Annotated in this window: 13 protein-coding genes and 1 tRNA gene; 7 read left to right on the forward strand and 7 right to left on the reverse strand. The window is 64.9% G+C overall.

The genetic code is table 11. The features are described 5' to 3' along the window. Nucleotides 1-25: 25 nt before the first annotated feature. The 4 genes from BHK69_RS06220 to BHK69_RS06235 all read right to left on the reverse strand — a co-directional run bounded on the left by BHK69_RS06220 (nucleotide 26) and on the right by BHK69_RS06235 (nucleotide 6091). Nucleotides 26-1573, reverse strand: coding sequence for a SpoVR family protein (locus tag BHK69_RS06220; RefSeq protein ID WP_069689345.1), 1548 nt, complete (start codon nucleotides 1571-1573; stop codon nucleotides 26-28). Further along, entirely contained in the window at nucleotides 1570-2844 is a 1275-nt protein-coding gene (locus BHK69_RS06225; RefSeq protein ID WP_069689346.1) for a YeaH/YhbH family protein, read from the reverse strand. The genes BHK69_RS06220 and BHK69_RS06225 overlap by 4 nt, the downstream gene beginning before the upstream one ends. Nucleotides 2845-2863: 19 nt before the next feature. Beyond that, nucleotides 2864-4807 (reverse strand): PrkA family serine protein kinase, encoded by a 1944-nt coding sequence (locus tag BHK69_RS06230; RefSeq protein ID WP_069689347.1) that lies wholly within the window; start codon nucleotides 4805-4807, stop codon nucleotides 2864-2866. A gap of 372 nt (nucleotides 4808-5179) precedes the next feature. Beyond that, a complete protein-coding gene (locus BHK69_RS06235; RefSeq protein ID WP_069689348.1) occupies nucleotides 5180-6091 on the reverse strand; it encodes a LysR family transcriptional regulator in 912 nt (303 codons plus the stop codon). An 87-nt stretch (nucleotides 6092-6178) separates the two neighbouring features. Here BHK69_RS06235 and BHK69_RS06240 point away from each other — a divergent pair, with 87 nt between their 5' ends. The 3 genes from BHK69_RS06240 (at nucleotide 6179) to BHK69_RS06250 (ending at nucleotide 8968) form a co-directional block, all read left to right on the forward strand. Next, nucleotides 6179-7525 carry an acyclic terpene utilization AtuA family protein gene (locus tag BHK69_RS06240; RefSeq protein ID WP_069693422.1) on the forward strand — a complete coding sequence of 449 codons (1347 nt, stop codon included), beginning with the start codon at nucleotides 6179-6181 and terminating at the stop codon, nucleotides 7523-7525. Between the two features lies 1 nt (nucleotide 7526). Continuing rightward, nucleotides 7527-7874 (forward strand): AtuA-related protein, encoded by a 348-nt coding sequence (locus tag BHK69_RS06245; protein WP_069689349.1) that lies wholly within the window; start codon nucleotides 7527-7529, stop codon nucleotides 7872-7874. Between the two features lie 122 nt (nucleotides 7875-7996). After that, nucleotides 7997-8968: a Bug family tripartite tricarboxylate transporter substrate binding protein gene (locus BHK69_RS06250; RefSeq protein WP_069689350.1), complete on the forward strand. Its 972-nt coding sequence runs from the start codon at nucleotides 7997-7999 to the stop codon at nucleotides 8966-8968. A 70-nt stretch (nucleotides 8969-9038) separates the two neighbouring features. On the opposite strand, the gene BHK69_RS33060 is transcribed toward BHK69_RS06250, so the two are convergent. Further along, nucleotides 9039-9191 (reverse strand): alpha/beta fold hydrolase, encoded by a 153-nt coding sequence (locus tag BHK69_RS33060; protein ID WP_244548417.1) that lies wholly within the window; start codon nucleotides 9189-9191, stop codon nucleotides 9039-9041. After that, entirely contained in the window at nucleotides 9188-9769 is a 582-nt protein-coding gene (locus BHK69_RS06255; RefSeq protein ID WP_244548418.1) for an alpha/beta fold hydrolase, read from the reverse strand. Before BHK69_RS06255 ends, BHK69_RS33060 begins: the two co-directional genes overlap by 4 nt. A 313-nt stretch (nucleotides 9770-10082) precedes the next feature. Between BHK69_RS06255 and BHK69_RS06260 the strand changes: the two genes are divergently transcribed. The 4 genes from BHK69_RS06260 to BHK69_RS06275 all read left to right on the forward strand — a co-directional run bounded on the left by BHK69_RS06260 (nucleotide 10083) and on the right by BHK69_RS06275 (nucleotide 13717). After that, nucleotides 10083-10679, forward strand: coding sequence for a PadR family transcriptional regulator (locus BHK69_RS06260; protein WP_083269806.1), 597 nt, complete (start codon nucleotides 10083-10085; stop codon nucleotides 10677-10679). A gap of 54 nt (nucleotides 10680-10733) precedes the next feature. Continuing rightward, nucleotides 10734-11051 carry a DUF2218 domain-containing protein gene (locus BHK69_RS06265; protein ID WP_069689351.1) on the forward strand — a complete coding sequence of 106 codons (318 nt, stop codon included), beginning with the start codon at nucleotides 10734-10736 and terminating at the stop codon, nucleotides 11049-11051. 230 nt (nucleotides 11052-11281) lie between these two features. Further along, on the forward strand, nucleotides 11282-12775 hold the full coding sequence (locus BHK69_RS06270; protein ID WP_069689352.1) for an amidohydrolase family protein: 1494 nt from the start codon (nucleotides 11282-11284) through the stop codon (nucleotides 12773-12775). Nucleotides 12776-12781: 6 nt separating this feature from the next. Next, nucleotides 12782-13717: a CobW family GTP-binding protein gene (locus BHK69_RS06275; protein ID WP_069689353.1), complete on the forward strand. Its 936-nt coding sequence runs from the start codon at nucleotides 12782-12784 to the stop codon at nucleotides 13715-13717. A gap of 118 nt (nucleotides 13718-13835) precedes the next feature. Here the strand turns inward: BHK69_RS06275 and BHK69_RS06280 are convergent. Then, a tRNA-Arg gene (locus tag BHK69_RS06280) sits at nucleotides 13836-13912 on the reverse strand. Between the last annotated feature and the right edge of the window lie 82 nt (nucleotides 13913-13994).

Consider the following 13994-nt stretch of genomic DNA (forward strand, 5'->3'; position numbering starts at 1 on the left):
GTAGTCTTGTCCCGGGCCGCGCCGCTCAGGCCGCGCGAGTCATCGCGCGCGGGCTGGCCAGATGTTCCTTCAGGACCGTGCCTGCGGGATCGACCTCCTGGAGCCGGACATCATAGCTCCAGAGATCGGCAATGTGCTGGAGCACATGCGTCGCGGCGGTGTCCTGAAGCAGGCATCCGTTCACGACGGTATGGCGCAGCAGCAGCCGCCGGTCGCCGGCGAGGTCGACATCGACGACCTCGATATTGGGATCGGTCCAGCTGATGTCGTATTCGCGGGCGAGCTGGCGGCGGATCCGGCGATAGCCGGCTTCGTCATGGATCGCCTCGACCGTCACGCCCTCGCTTCGCGCCGGGTCGTCGCAGATGTGGAACATGCGCATCTGCCGCATCAGGCGCGGGCTGAGGAACTGGCTGATGAAACTCTCGTCGCGGTAATTGGCCCAGATGTCGCGCAGGACGGCCATCGCGTCGCCGCTGCCGGCGATATCGGGAAACCACTCGCGGTCTTCCGCCTCGGGAGCGGTAACGATGCGTTCCAGGTCCTGCATCATCGCGAAGCCGAGCGCATAGGGATTGAAGCCGGGAAACCGCGGATGGTCAAAGGCTGGCTGAAACACGACATTGGAGTGCGAGGTCAGAAATTCGAGGAAGTTCCCGTCGCTGATCGCCTGCTTCTCGTGCAGCCGCGTCATGATGCGGTAATGGACATAGGTCGCGGTACCCTCGTTCATCACCTTGGTCTGCCGCTGCGGATGAAAATACTGCGCGACATGGCGCACGATCCGCAGGATCTCGCGCTGCCAGGCCTTCAGGCGGGGGGCGGATTTCTCCAGGAAATACAGCAGATTGTCCTGCGGTAGCCCAAGGACGGTGCGCCGCCGCTCGGCGCCGAGATCCAGGGCGCTCTTGCTGGGGCCGGCCGGCACGGTGCGCCAGAGGTCGTTGAAGATCTGCTCCTCATGCGCGCGGCGATCGCGCTCGCGCCTTTCCTCCTGGCGCAGGTCGAGCTTGCTCTTGCCGGGATAGCGGTGGACGCCGTGGGACATCAGCGCGTGCGCCGCGTCCAGCGTCCGCTCGACGGCCGCCTGGCCGTGGCGCTCCTCACAGCGCGCGATATAGCCCTTGGCGAAGTCGAGATAGTCGAGGATGCCTTCCGCGTCGGTCCAGGTCTTGAACAGATAGTTGTTCTTGAAGAAGTGGTTATGGCCAAAGGCGGCATGCGCGATGACCAGCGTCTGCATCGTCGCCGTGTTCTCCTCCATGAGGTAGGACACGCAAGGAGAGCTGTTGATGACGATCTCATAGGCCAGATCCCGCAGGCCCTTGCGGTAGAACGCCTCGTGATGGGCGAAATGCTTGCCGAAGGACCAATGTTTGTAGAACAGCGGCATGCCGGTGGAGGAGTAGGCGTCGAGCATCTGCTCGGCCGTGATGACCTCGATCTGGTTTGGATAGACATCCAGGCCGAGTTCGGAGAGCGCGATCTCCTGGCAGGCGTCATGGATCCGCTGGAGCGTGGTGAAGCTCCAATCGGCTCCCTCGAAAAGCGGTTCCATCGCGGCTGTTGTCATGATGGCGCCTTCTCATGTCCCTGGCGGCGCTGGAACAGCTCGCGGAAGACGGGGAAGATCTCGCTGCGATGGCTGACCTTGCGGATCGAGAGCGGGGCGCCCTCCGAGCGCAACCGCTCATAGAGCCGCCACAGGGCGGAGTGGGACATCGATTCGCGGTCGGATTCGCCGACTTCGAGATAGGCGAAATACTGGCTGGCGGGCAGGATCGCGTCCTTGAGCAGGCGCTCTGTCGTGGCCTCGTCCGAATAGGAATTATCCCCGTCCGAGGCCTGGGCGGCGTAGATGTTCCAGTCCTCGGGAGAATAGCGCTTCGCGATGACCGAGCGCATCGCCTCGAGCGCGCTCGAAACCAGCGTCCCGCCCGTTGCTGGGCTGTGGAAGAAGGTGTCCTCATCCACCTCCTCGGCCCGGTCCGTGTGACGGATGAAGACGAGTTCGACATGGCGGTAGCGCTGCGCCAGGAAAATATAGAGCAGCATGTAGAACCGCTTGGCGAGGTCCTTCATGTGCTCTGTCATCGAGCTGGACACATCCATCAGGCAAAACATCACGGCCTGCGCGACTGGCTTCGGCTCGTTCTCATAGCGGCGGTAGCGCACATCGACGGGGTCGATATAGGGAATGCGCCGCACCTTGGCTTCGAGCGCCTTGACCTTGTCTTCGAGCACCAGGCGTAAGCCATCCTCCTCGCAGGCGGCGATTTCCGCCTGAAGCCGCGCGATCGTCTCGGAGTTCGGGCGGCGCAGCGCCATCCGGCGCATCATCGCAAGCCGCGTCGTGCGGTTGACCGCGATGTTGGCCGGCGACCCTGAGACCGAGTAGCCGGCGCGGACGGGGCTTTCATGCTCGGTCTCGGTGAGCCGCCGCTTGGCGAGATCGGGAAGCTCGAGATCGTCGAGGAAGACGTTGAGAAACTCCTCTCGGGTCAGGACGAAGCGGAAGGCATCCTCGCCTGCTCCCTCGCCGGCCTTGTCGGGCTTGCCGCCGCCGCTTCCTCCCGAGCGCGGCAGCACATCGCCTTCAATAAAGGTCTTGTTGCCGGGCAGCACGTGGTCATGCGTGCCCCCGCTCCCCCGGCGAAGGCTCGGCTCCTCCATCCCGTCCATCGGAATGCTGACTTCCCCGCCCTCCAGCACGTCCCGGATATTGCGGCTCTGCAGGGACTGCTTCACCGCTTGTTGTACGACGCCCTTGGCCCGGCGCAGAAAACGCTGACGATTCTCGAGAGCCTTGCCGCGTGGGTTCAGGCGTCGGTCGACAATGTTCATGATGGCTCCCGCGCCTGGCTCAGCCAGCCTGCTTCACGCGCATGTACCATTCGATCAAACGCCGGACCTGGCGTTCGGTATAACCACGCTCCACCATGCGCGAGACGAACTCGCCATGCTTCTTCTCGCTCTCGCCGTCCTTCTTCGAGCCGAAGGAAATCACCGGCAAGAGGTCCTCGACCTGCGAGAACATCCGCTTCTCGATGACTTCGCGGATCTTCTCATAGCCGGTCCAGGACGGGTTCTTGCCGCCATTGCTCGCCCGCGAGCGCAGGCAGAACTTGACGATCTCGTTGCGGAAATCCTTCGGATTGGCGATTCCCGCCGGTTTCTCGATCTTGGTCAGCTCCTGATTGAGCAGTTCGCGGTCGAGCAACTGGCCGGTGTCGGCATCCTTGAAGTCGACATCCTCGATCCAGGCGTCGGCATAGTCGACGTAGCGGTCGAACAGGTTCTGCCCATAATCCGCATAGGATTCGAGATAGGCCTTCTGGACTTCGTGACCGATGAACTCCGCATAGCGCGGGGCAAGGTCGGCCTTGATGAATTCGAGATAGCGCTTCTCGGTCTCATCAGGGAGCTGCTCGCGGCGGATGGCCTGTTCCAGCACATACATCAGATGCACCGGGTCGGCGCCGAGCTCGATCGTGTCGTGGTTGAAGGTTGCCGCCAGGACCTTGAAGGCAAAGCGCGTCGAGATGCCGTCCATGCCTTCGTCCATGCCGGCGGCGTCACGATATTCCTGGACGCTGCGGGCTTTTGGATCGGTCTCCCGGAGGCTGTCGCCATCATAGGCACGCATCTTGGCGAACAAGGTCGAGTTCTCGTGGTTGCGCAGCCGCGAGAGAACCGAGAACCGCGCCAGCATCGATAATGTCCCGGGCGCGCAAGGGGCACTGCTGAGCGCCGAGCCCTCGATCAGCTTGTCATAGATCCTCTGCTCTTCGGTCGCCCTCAGGCAGTAGGGCACCTTGATGACGCAGATCCGGTCGATGAAGGCCTCGTTGTTCTTGTTGCTCTTGAAGCTCTGCCACTCCGCCTCGTTGGAGTGCGCGAGGATGACGCCGGAGAAGGGGATGGCGCCGATGTTCTCGGTGCCGTTGTAGTTGCCCTCCTGCGTCGCCGTCAGCAGCGGATGCAGCATCTTGATCGGCGCCTTGAACATCTCGACGAATTCGAGGACGCCCTGGTTGGCGCGGTTGAGGCCGCCCGAATAGCTGTAGGCGTCGGGGTCGTTCTGGGAGAAGTTTTCGAGCTTGCGGATGTCGACCTTGCCGACGAGCGAGGAGATGTCCTGGTTGTTCTCGTCTCCGGGCTCGGTCTTGGCGATGGCGATCTGGCGCAGGCGCGAAGGCTGCAGCTTGACGACCTGGAAGCGGGAAATGTCGCCGCCGAACGTCTCGAGCCGCTTGAGGCACCAGGGGCTCATCAGGCCCGTCAGCCACCGCTGCGGAATGCCGTAGCGCTGCTCGAGGATGGGGCCCATCGTTCCGGGGTCGAAGAGGTTCAGCGGGCTCTCGAAGACGGGGCTGATCTCGTCGCCGGCCTTCAGCACATAGATGGGGTGGGCCTCCATCAATGATTTGAGCCGTTCGGCGAGGGACGACTTGCCGCCGCCGACCGGGCCGAGCAGGTAGAGGATCTGCTTGCGCTCCTCGAGACCCTGGGCGGCGTGACGGAAGAAGGAGACGATACGCTCGATCGTCTCTTCCATGCCGTAGAAGCCGGCAAAGGCCGGATAGGTCCGGATGGTTCGGTTCAAAAAAATACGGCCAAGGCGAGGATCCTTGGCCGTGTCGATCATCTGAGGCTCGCCGATGGCCGCCAGCAGCCGTTCGGCTGCATTAGCGTATAGCATCGGATCGCCTCTGCAGGCCTCCAAGTAGTCGGAGATCGGCATATCCGTCTCGCGGCGCGCCTCATAGGAGCGAGCGAAGGCGTTGAACAAAGAGTCGTTGTACATGAGCCCTCTGCATATGGTTATGCCGTGGCTCGACGCAGGCATACGAGAATCAGCTACGCCCCTGGTCGAAACACGGCGCACGTCAACTGCGAATCAGCATCTGCTATCGCTTGATAGGATGCGCTCAAGCGCGGCGCTCGCAATGAATAAAAATGTGCACCGGCTGTTTTGTTCCATGCATCTGCGAATAAATTGTGCTCAACCGCTGTAGGTCTCGGTCTGCCGTTGCGTCATCGGGCCGCGTTCCGGTGCCGTGGCGCGCGGGTTGGGATCGACCGGTGACTGGAACGGGGGAAGGCCGGGCGAGCGCTCATTGAAGAGTCGATACGAGGCCGCAACCGCGTTCGGGCTGTCGGCCTAGCCCGGCTTGCTTCAGGTCGTGTCCGCGCCTTGCGCGGCCGGCAATTCCTTCGTCAACATCAGCGCAAAACTCTCGCTCACTGGGGGCAAGGTCCGGCCGCTGCGCTTGATGAGCGCGATCTGACGCGCGAAATTCGCGGCGTTCAGGGGGCGGGAGCGCAAGGTCTGCTCGGCGCGCACCTCCATCGCCGAACCCGGCAGGATCGCGACCCCGAGGCCCGCGCGCACCATCCCGACCGCGGTCGACATATAGGTCGCTTCCGCACCGACGATCGGCTGATGGCCCGCAGTCAGGAAGGCGGCATCGACGATCGCCCTGACGCTGGTCGCAGGGTCCATCAGGACCAGCGGGAGAGGTGCGATGTCGTCGATGGTGACGGAATCGAGATTGCCTAATTTGTGACCATCGGGAAAAACCACATGCATGTGATCCTGCGTTCGGTGCAGCACTTCGAGGTCGGGGTCATTCAGCGCCCCGCCCATGATGCCGAGGTCGACCTGCTCCTGCCGGGTCAGCTCGGCGACACGGCTTGCGATCACGTCACGGATGACGAAGCTGACTTGCGGGTTCGTCCGGCGGAAGGCCGCGATGATCTCCGGCAGGATGCCTGAGGCATAGGATGGCAGCACAGCCAGCCGCACCACCCCTTGCTGGCCTTGCGCGAGCTGGCGCGTATCCCCGACGACCGCGTCGAGATCGCTGAGGATACGCCCGAGCTGAGGCGCCAGCTCCCGGCCGATCCGGGTCAGCGACACGCTGCGGGTGTTGCGGTCGAACAGGCGGATGCCGAGCCCGTCCTCGAGCTTCTGGATCTGAACCGTCAGCGCCGGCTGCGACAGGTTCAGGCAACCGGCCGCCCGGGTGAAGCTGCCGAATTGCGCCACGGCGACGAAAGCGCGCAACTGGCGAACGTCGATATTCATAATGAATGACTATCACTCTGATAGATTCATTTCAATTGTGTGATCAATCCGCTGGTGCTCCTATACAGCCGGTTTTCGGAGGCGGTGGTGAAGCAGGTTCGGATCGGCGCAGGCGCGGGCTATTCCGGCGACAGGATCGAGCCGGCGATCGAACTCGCCGAAAAAGGCGGTCTCGATTATCTGGTCTTCGAGTGCCTGGCGGAGCGCACCATCGCGCTGGCCCAGCAGGCGAAGCTCAAGGATCCGAAAGCCGGTTATGACCCGTTGTTGGTGGAGCGGTTTCGGGCGGTGCTGCGGCCGTGCCGGCAGTCCGGCACGCGCATCGTCACCAATATGGGCGCGGCCAACCCCGTCGCCGGTGCGGAGCGCATCAGGGCGATCGCCGGCGAACTGGGCCTGACCGGGCTGAAGATCGCGGCCGTGACGGGCGACGATGTCCTATCGTCCGTGGCAGCAGGCGATTATCGCATCGACGAGACCGGCGCCTCCGTTGCCGATCTCGGCGGCAGCCTGATTTCGGCGAATGCCTATACCGGGGCGCAAGCCATCACTGAAGCGCTGGCGAATGGCGCCGATATCGTCATCACCGGCCGCGCAGCCGACCCGTCCTTGTTCGTCGGACCGCTCGTGCATGCGTTTGGTTGGGCTAGGGATGATTGGCATCGGCTCGGCCAGGCCACGCTGATCGGGCATCTCCTGGAATGCGCGGGCCAGGTCACGGGCGGGTACTTCGCCGATCCCGGCTACAAATCCGTGCCCGATCTCGCCCGGCTCGGCTTCCCCATCGCCGAGGTCGGGGAGGATGGCTCCGTCGTCGTCACCAAGGTCGCGGGCTCCGGCGGGCAGGTCACGCCCGCCACCTGCAAGGAGCAGATCCTCTACGAAATCCACGATCCGGCGCGCTATCTCACCCCCGATGTCGTGGCCGACTTCTCGAACGTCACGGTCGAGGAAGTCGGCTTCGATCGTGTTCGCGTCCGGGGCGCCTCCGGCCATCCCCGGACCGGGACGCTGAAAGTGTCGCTCGGGACGACCGAAGGCTTCGTCGGCGAAGGCCAGATCTCCTATGCGGGTCCCGGCGCGCGGGCGCGGGGTGCTCTGGCGCTGGAGATCGTCCGCGAGCGCCTGGCGCTGACCGGCGTGCGCACGAGCGAATTGCGTTTCGACCTGATCGGCGCGAATGCCCTGCATGGCGAGAGGCTCTCGAACCATGGCGGTGGCCATGAACCCTATGAGGTGCGCGTTCGCGTCGCGGGACGCACCGACAGCATCAATGAGGCCCTGCGCATCGGCAACGAGGTCGAGACGCTCTACACCAACGGGCCCGCGGGCGGGGGCGGCGTCACGAAATCCGCCCGCGAGGTGGTCGGCATTCTCTCGACCCTGATCCCGCGCGAGCGCGTCACGACAGCCATCCAATATGTGGAGAGCTGAGATGAAGCTGCGCGAGATCGCTCATTCCCGCACCGGCGACAAGGGCAACACCTCGAGCATCTCGGTGATCGCCTATGAGACCGCCGGCTATGCCCTGCTGCTGCGCCATGTCACGGCCGAGCGCGTCAAGGCGCATTTCGGCGAGCTCGTGGCCGGCGAGGTGGTGCGATACGAGATTCCCAGCCTCAGCGCCCTCAACTTCGTCCTGCGCCAGGCCCTCAGTGGCGGCGTGACCCGTTCGCTCACCCTCGACACCCATGGCAAGGGCCTGAGCTCGGCTCTGCTCGACCTCGACATCCCCGACGAAAGCCTTCCCCGCACGACGCCGCGACAAGACGGCGATCACTAAAGCGTTTTCGAGCGAAGTGGATGCCGGTTCGCGTGAAGAAAACGTGTCAAAACAAAGACCTAGAGCAGTTTGACGATCCAAGCGGATCGTTCAACTGCTCTAGGCTCTCGGAGAAAACGACCATGACATCGAAGAGCTGGAGCCTTGCCGCCCTGGCGTTCGGCGGCGCCTTGCTGGCAGCTCTGCCGGCTGCGGCCCAAGACTATCCGACGCAGAACATCAAATTCATCGTGCCTTTCGCTGCCGGCAGCGCCACCGACGCGCTGGCGCGCATCCTCGGCGACCACGCATCGCGGACGCTGGGCCGCACGATCGTCATCGAGAACATGGCTGGCGCCAGCGGCATCCTCGCGGCCCAGAACGTGGCGCGCGCCGCGCCGGACGGTCACACCGTGCTGATCACGACGAACACGACGCATGGCGCCAACCAGAGCCTGCTGAAGAGCGTGCCTTATGACGCGGAGAAGAGCTTCGAGCCCGTGACCAAGCTCGGCACCATCACGCTCGCGCTGGCGACAAATCCATCGGTGCCCGCCAAGACCGTGCAGGAGCTGATTGCCCATGCCAAGGCCAACCCCGGCAAGCTCACTTTCGGGGCGGGGTCGAGCTCCTCGCGGATCGCCGGCGAGATGCTCAAGACGCTGGGTGGCATCGACCTCACCTATGTGCCCTATCGCAGCAATCCGCAGGCGATCACCGATCTTCTCGGCGGCCAGATCAACATCGTCTTCGCCGACATCTCGACGACGCTGCCCCAGATCAAGGCCGGCAAGGTGAATGGCCTCGGCGTTTCGACCGCGAAACGCAGCGCCCTGGCGCCCGAACTGCCGACGATGGCGGAGTCGGGCGTCGCCGGATACGACCTCGCCGCCTGGTTCGCGGCCTTCGTTCCCGCGAAGACGCCGCAGCCGGTCATCGACAAGCTGCGCCAGGCGCTCGTGGCCGCGATCAACGACAAGGGCACGCAGGAAAAGCTGCTCGCCGCCGGTATCGAGCCGGAGACCAGCACATCCCAGGAGCTCCGGGCATTCGTCGGAACCGAGATCAGGAAATGGGCCGATATCGTCAAGGCCGCCGGCATCCAGCCGGAGTGAGTTGCCGCTAGAGCCGGATGATGTCAGATGGGATCACCAAGTGATCCCATCTGAAGCCCTGTCTTCAGCTTTAGGCGGCCGGTATCTCCAACCAGCTCCGCAAGGCCTGCGTCACCGCCTTCGGGTTTTCCAGCGGCGTCATATGGCCGCTATCGGGCACGATGATGAGCGTCGCATGCGGAGCCAGCGCCGCCATGGCGCGATGATCCGCGACCGGCGTCAAGCTGTCGTCTCGCCGCACAGGATCAGCAGCGGGCATGACAGCGCGCGCAGCACGGCGACGCCGTCCTTTCGCTCGATCCCGTTCTGCCGCAGGAAAGTCTCGGAACCGAGCCTTGCGGTCATGGCCCGGATGCGGCCGATGATGACCTCGTCCTTCAGGTGCGAGGGAGCGAGATAGGCTCCCAGCAGCCGGTCGCCGAAACCGTGGAACTTGCCCGGCAGGACCGCGGTCTTGTCGAGCGCGCGTCGCGCCTCGAGACGTTCGGGCGTGTCGGCGCGCAGCGAGGTGTCGAGCAGCGCAAGTCGCGCGATCCGGTCGGGCGCGCGGCGCATGATCTCCTGGGCGACATAGCCACCCATCGAAAACCCGGCCAGCGAGAAGCGTGCGGGAGTCGCCGCCAGCACGCTTTCGGCCAGCGCCTCCAGCGTCTCGCCCTGGGAGATATCCGCCACCTGGCACGCGGCGACATCGCCGAGCGCGGCGATCTGATCGCGCCAGAGATCGGCGTCGTTGAGGAGGCCGGGGATCAAGACCAGCGGCTGGCGCTCGCGCGAAGACCTTGCGGCATCGTCATCCATGACGCGTGGCCTCGCCTTTCGCTGGGCTTGCTATCGGGAAATCGTCAGTCGGCTGCGAATGCATGCGCTCGGAGCGGGCTGAAAGCCTGCGCCGAAATCGACCGAACGCCGCACCCCATAGCATTCCGCCTTGCCGCGCGGGAAGCCGCCGTCGCTCGGGTTTCTCCCGGCCTCGGTGCGCGTGCCGCAAGCCGGATTCGCCCGCTCGCCAGCCCTGGAACAAGCTGTCCGGCGTTCGCGATAAAACGGGTCTCTTGTAATTCAGATATTCTGCGATATATCGTAGACGCATCTTAGAATGGAGAGCATCAAGATGGATTTCACTCGTCACTCACATCGAAACCATCGCGGGCATCCGCATTCGCGCGAATTTGCACAGCACCGCTCGCGCGATTCCCATCATTTCGGCCATGAATGGGGCCGGGAGCGTGGAGAACGGGGCGGCGGCCGCAGGCGCGTCTTCGATTCCGGCGATCTGCGTCTTGTCCTGCTCAAGCTGATCGCCGATCAGCCGCGCCATGGCTACGACCTGATCCGTGCGATCGAGGAAGCCTCGGGCGGCAGCTATGTCCCCAGCCCCGGCGTCATCTATCCCGCGCTGTCGATGCTGCAGGACCTCGGACATATCGGCGAAGTCGCCTCGGAAGGCGCGCGCAAGGCCTTTGCCGTCACCGAGACGGGCAAGGCCGATCTTGCCGTCAATGCGGACAAGGTCGAATCCCAAATGGCTCGCCTCGCCGCGATCGCCACCATGCGTGAGCGCACCGATGGCGGGCCGGTTCGCCGCGCCATGGAGAACCTCAAACTTGCGCTACGTGGCCGTCTCGGCGGCAGCGATTCCGACCAGGCCATCGTTCACGACATCGCCGCGATCCTCGACGAGGCTGCGCAGCGGATCGAACGGCTTTGAAGAGAACAGGCCGGGCGGGCTGCCCATCGCGCCCGCTCCCACTCAGGAGATACCATGACCGTTTCCAGCAGCGCGCGCGTTCCGACCGAAAATGGCAGCCGCTATCTCCAGCAGCTTTGCAAGCATTGGAGCCATAATCTCGAGGTCACGTTCACGCCTCAAATGGGGCGGGTGACCTTTCCGCGCGACATACGCGGCGCGGATTGGCCCGGCGACGCCACGCTCGACCTGCAGGCCCATGACGACAATCTCGAATGCCGCATCGAGGCGAGCGTGCCCGAGCAGCTCGCGGCGCTGAAAGGCGTCGTCGCAAGCCATCTCGACCGCTTCGCCTTCCGCGAGGCGCCGCTGCGCTTCGAGTGGCAGGATTGAGGCTGCAGGGATCGAGGGGGAGGGACCGAGGAGGCAGGCGCATCGCCCGATCACCGACGCGCGCCTGATCCAGACCCGAGACCGAGAACGTGATCAGATAGGTGGCCAGCCGATTGCGGTCGGCGGAGAATCTGCCTCTACTGCCGGTCCTGTTCGCCCATGGCCGGTCGAATGCGTCGCCGGGGGCGACGCCGGCTCGAGGCACAGGGTTTGGCATGCGGAGCGGCGATATGAGCGGTTTGGTGATCAGGGGCGGACGCGTGGTGGATCCTGAAAGCGGGATCGATGCATTGGCCGATATAGTGGTGCTCGACGGCAAGATCGCCGCTGTTGGAACCGGGCTCGGCGAGGCCGAACGGGTCATCGACGCGACAGGGCTAGTCGTCGCGCCCGGCTTCATCGACCTGCACGCGCATGGCCAATCCATCCCCGCCGACCGCATGCAGGCCTTTGACGGCGTCACCACGACGCTGGATCTGGAAGCCGGCGTGATGCCGGTCGCCTCCTGGTATCGGCGCCAGGCGGAGCGGGGGCGGATCCTGAACTATGGCGCCTCCACCAACTGGGCCTTCGCCCGGATCGGCGCCATGGTCGGCATCAACGAGGAATCGTCCCTGGAGGCGTTCGGCCGCGCCATGCGCGACCCGCGCTGGATGGACAATATCGCCAGCGACGGCGAGCAGGCCGGGATCATCGCGCGCATCGCGCAGGGCCTGGACGAGGGCGGTATCGGCATCGGCATCCTGAATGCCTATGCGCCGGGCGCCGGCGTGCAGGAATTGACGGCGGTCTGCCAGCTCGCGGCGGCGCAGGGCGTCCCCACCTTCACGCATATCGCCTATATGTCGCGCATCGACCCGAAAAGCGCCGTCGAGGCCTATATCCGCCTGATCGGCTATGCCGGCGCCACCGGCGCGCATATGCATATCTGCCATTTCAACAGCTCCAGCAAAACCGATGTGGAGCGCTGCGCCGAGCTGGTGATGAAGGCGCAGGCACAGGGCCTGCCGATCACGGTCGAAGCCTATCCCTACGGCACTGGATCCACCGTGCTGGCGGCCGCCTTCTTCAGCGATCCCGAATTCGAGACGCGCAACGGCACCGGCTATGATTCCGTGCAGCGCGTCGCCGATGGGCGCCGCTTCCGCGATCGGCAGGAACTCCTGGCGGCGCAAGCCGAGGAGCCCTCCACGCTGGTGCTCTGGCACATCCTCGACACCGAGAACAACGAACAGCACCGCCGCATGCTCGATCTCTCCGTGCTCTATCCCGGCGGCGCGATCGCCTCCGACGCCATGCCCTGGAGCCTGCCGGATGCCTCGATTTATACCGGCGATGCCTGGCCACTGCCTGAGGACGCGACCTCGCATCCGCGCTCGGCTGGCACCTTCACCCGCTTCCTGCGCCATTGGGTGCGGGAGCGCCAGGCGGTCTCGCTGCTAGACGGCATCGCCAAATGCACGCTGATCCCGGCGGAGATCCTGGCGGCGAGCACGCCCGCCATGCGCGACAAGGGGCGGCTGCGCCCGGGCGCTGATGCCGATATCGTCGTGTTCGACTTCGAGACGCTGACCGACCGGGCCGAATTCTCGGCGATGAACCGACCGGCCGAGGGCGTGAAGCATCTTCTGGTCAATGGGCAGGCCGTGATCAGTGACGGCGTCATGGAGGTGGCGGCGCGCCCCGGCCAGCCCGTGCGCCGGCCCGTCGCCTCGGGCGCCTGAGCCGGCATGCCCGTCCCGATCCTGCTCGTGGCCGGCTTTCTGGGGGCCGGCAAGACGACGGTGGTGAACCATGTCCTGGCCCATGCCGGGGGGCGGCGCATCGCCGCCGTGGTCAATGATTTCGGCGCCATCAATATCGACGCCGAACTCATCGCCGGAGCCAGCGACGGGGTCGTCAGCCTCGCCAATGGCTGCATCTGCTGCTCGCTGGAGGGCGACCTGCTGCGCACTCTGGCGACGATCCTGCGGCGCGAGCCCAGGCCGGACGCCATCCTGATCGAGACGAGCGGCGTCGCCGAGCCCGAGGATATCGTCCGCAATCTCCTGGATCCCGTGACGTTCCAGGAGGCGCCGCTGGAGACGGTGCTGTGCGTGGTGGATGCGACGATGTCTCCGGCAGGGCTGGACGATCCCCTGCTGCGCGGACAGCTTCGCGCCGCCAATGTGGTGGCGCTGAGCAAGGTCGATCTCGTCGATGCGGCGCAGCGGCAGCGGGTTCGCGATGCCGTCGCGGCGATCCGTCCGGGCGTGCTCCAGATCGAAGCCCCGCACGGCCAGGTACCGCTGGAGCTGGTTTTCCCTGACGGCCCGGACCGGCCGCCCGTACCGCGCGCTCCCGGCAGCCGCCGCCCGAGCTTCGAGCGGTTCGAGAGCCTGAGCTGGACCTCCGACCGACCGGTCTCGTTGCCGCTCCTGCAACAGGCGATCGCCCGGCTTGCCCCGAAGCTCGCCCGCGCCAAGGGGCTGTTCGAGACGGTCGAGCAGCCGGGCCGGCAGTTCCTGTTTCAGCTCGCCGGCGGCCGGGCGACCCTGGTTCCGGCCGGGGTGCCGGCATCGGGGCTGCCTCGCTCGAGGATCGTGTTCATTGCCGAACTGGCGGCCTTGTCCGCCGCCGAAATCGCCGCGGTCATGGACGGATGCGTCGGTGCGGGGACGGGATGAGGCGGGCCAATCAGGCCGCTCGTTGAGCGCGCCATTGGTGATAGCGCATGCTGGCTGGCACACAACAATGTCTGGATGAAGAGAATGAAAGCCGGGTTATGACAGCGGCTTAAGGAAATGGCGCGCCCGACACGATTCGAACGTGTGACCTCTGCCTTCGGAGGGCAGCGCTCTATCCAGCTGAGCTACGGGCGCAATCCGTGGAAGGTGGATAGCTGATTGCCGTGCGCTCGGCAACGAGGGATTTTGCGACGAAGCAAGGGCCTCTCGGGCACCG

The sequence above is a fragment of the Bosea vaviloviae genome (assembly GCF_001741865.1).
Lineage (GTDB): Bacteria > Pseudomonadota > Alphaproteobacteria > Rhizobiales > Beijerinckiaceae > Allobosea > Allobosea vaviloviae.

Coding starts and splice junctions, on each gene's coding strand:
- BHK69_RS06225 (WP_069689346.1), bottom strand. CDS start 2,844: ATGAACATTGTCGACCGACGCCTGAACCCACGCGGCAAGGCTCTCGAG.
- BHK69_RS06230 (WP_069689347.1), bottom strand. CDS start 4,807: ATGTACAACGACTCTTTGTTCAACGCCTTCGCTCGCTCCTATGAGGCG.
- BHK69_RS06260 (WP_083269806.1), top strand. CDS start 10,083: ATGGATTTCACTCGTCACTCACATCGAAACCATCGCGGGCATCCGCAT.
- BHK69_RS06275 (WP_069689353.1), top strand. CDS start 12,782: ATGCCCGTCCCGATCCTGCTCGTGGCCGGCTTTCTGGGGGCCGGCAAG.
- BHK69_RS06245 (WP_069689349.1), top strand. CDS start 7,527: ATGAAGCTGCGCGAGATCGCTCATTCCCGCACCGGCGACAAGGGCAAC.
- BHK69_RS06250 (WP_069689350.1), top strand. CDS start 7,997: ATGACATCGAAGAGCTGGAGCCTTGCCGCCCTGGCGTTCGGCGGCGCC.
- BHK69_RS06265 (WP_069689351.1), top strand. CDS start 10,734: ATGACCGTTTCCAGCAGCGCGCGCGTTCCGACCGAAAATGGCAGCCGC.
- BHK69_RS06235 (WP_069689348.1), bottom strand. CDS start 6,091: ATGAATATCGACGTTCGCCAGTTGCGCGCTTTCGTCGCCGTGGCGCAA.
- BHK69_RS06270 (WP_069689352.1), top strand. CDS start 11,282: ATGAGCGGTTTGGTGATCAGGGGCGGACGCGTGGTGGATCCTGAAAGC.
- BHK69_RS06255 (WP_244548418.1), bottom strand. CDS start 9,769: ATGGATGACGATGCCGCAAGGTCTTCGCGCGAGCGCCAGCCGCTGGTC.
- BHK69_RS06220 (WP_069689345.1), bottom strand. CDS start 1,573: ATGACAACAGCCGCGATGGAACCGCTTTTCGAGGGAGCCGATTGGAGC.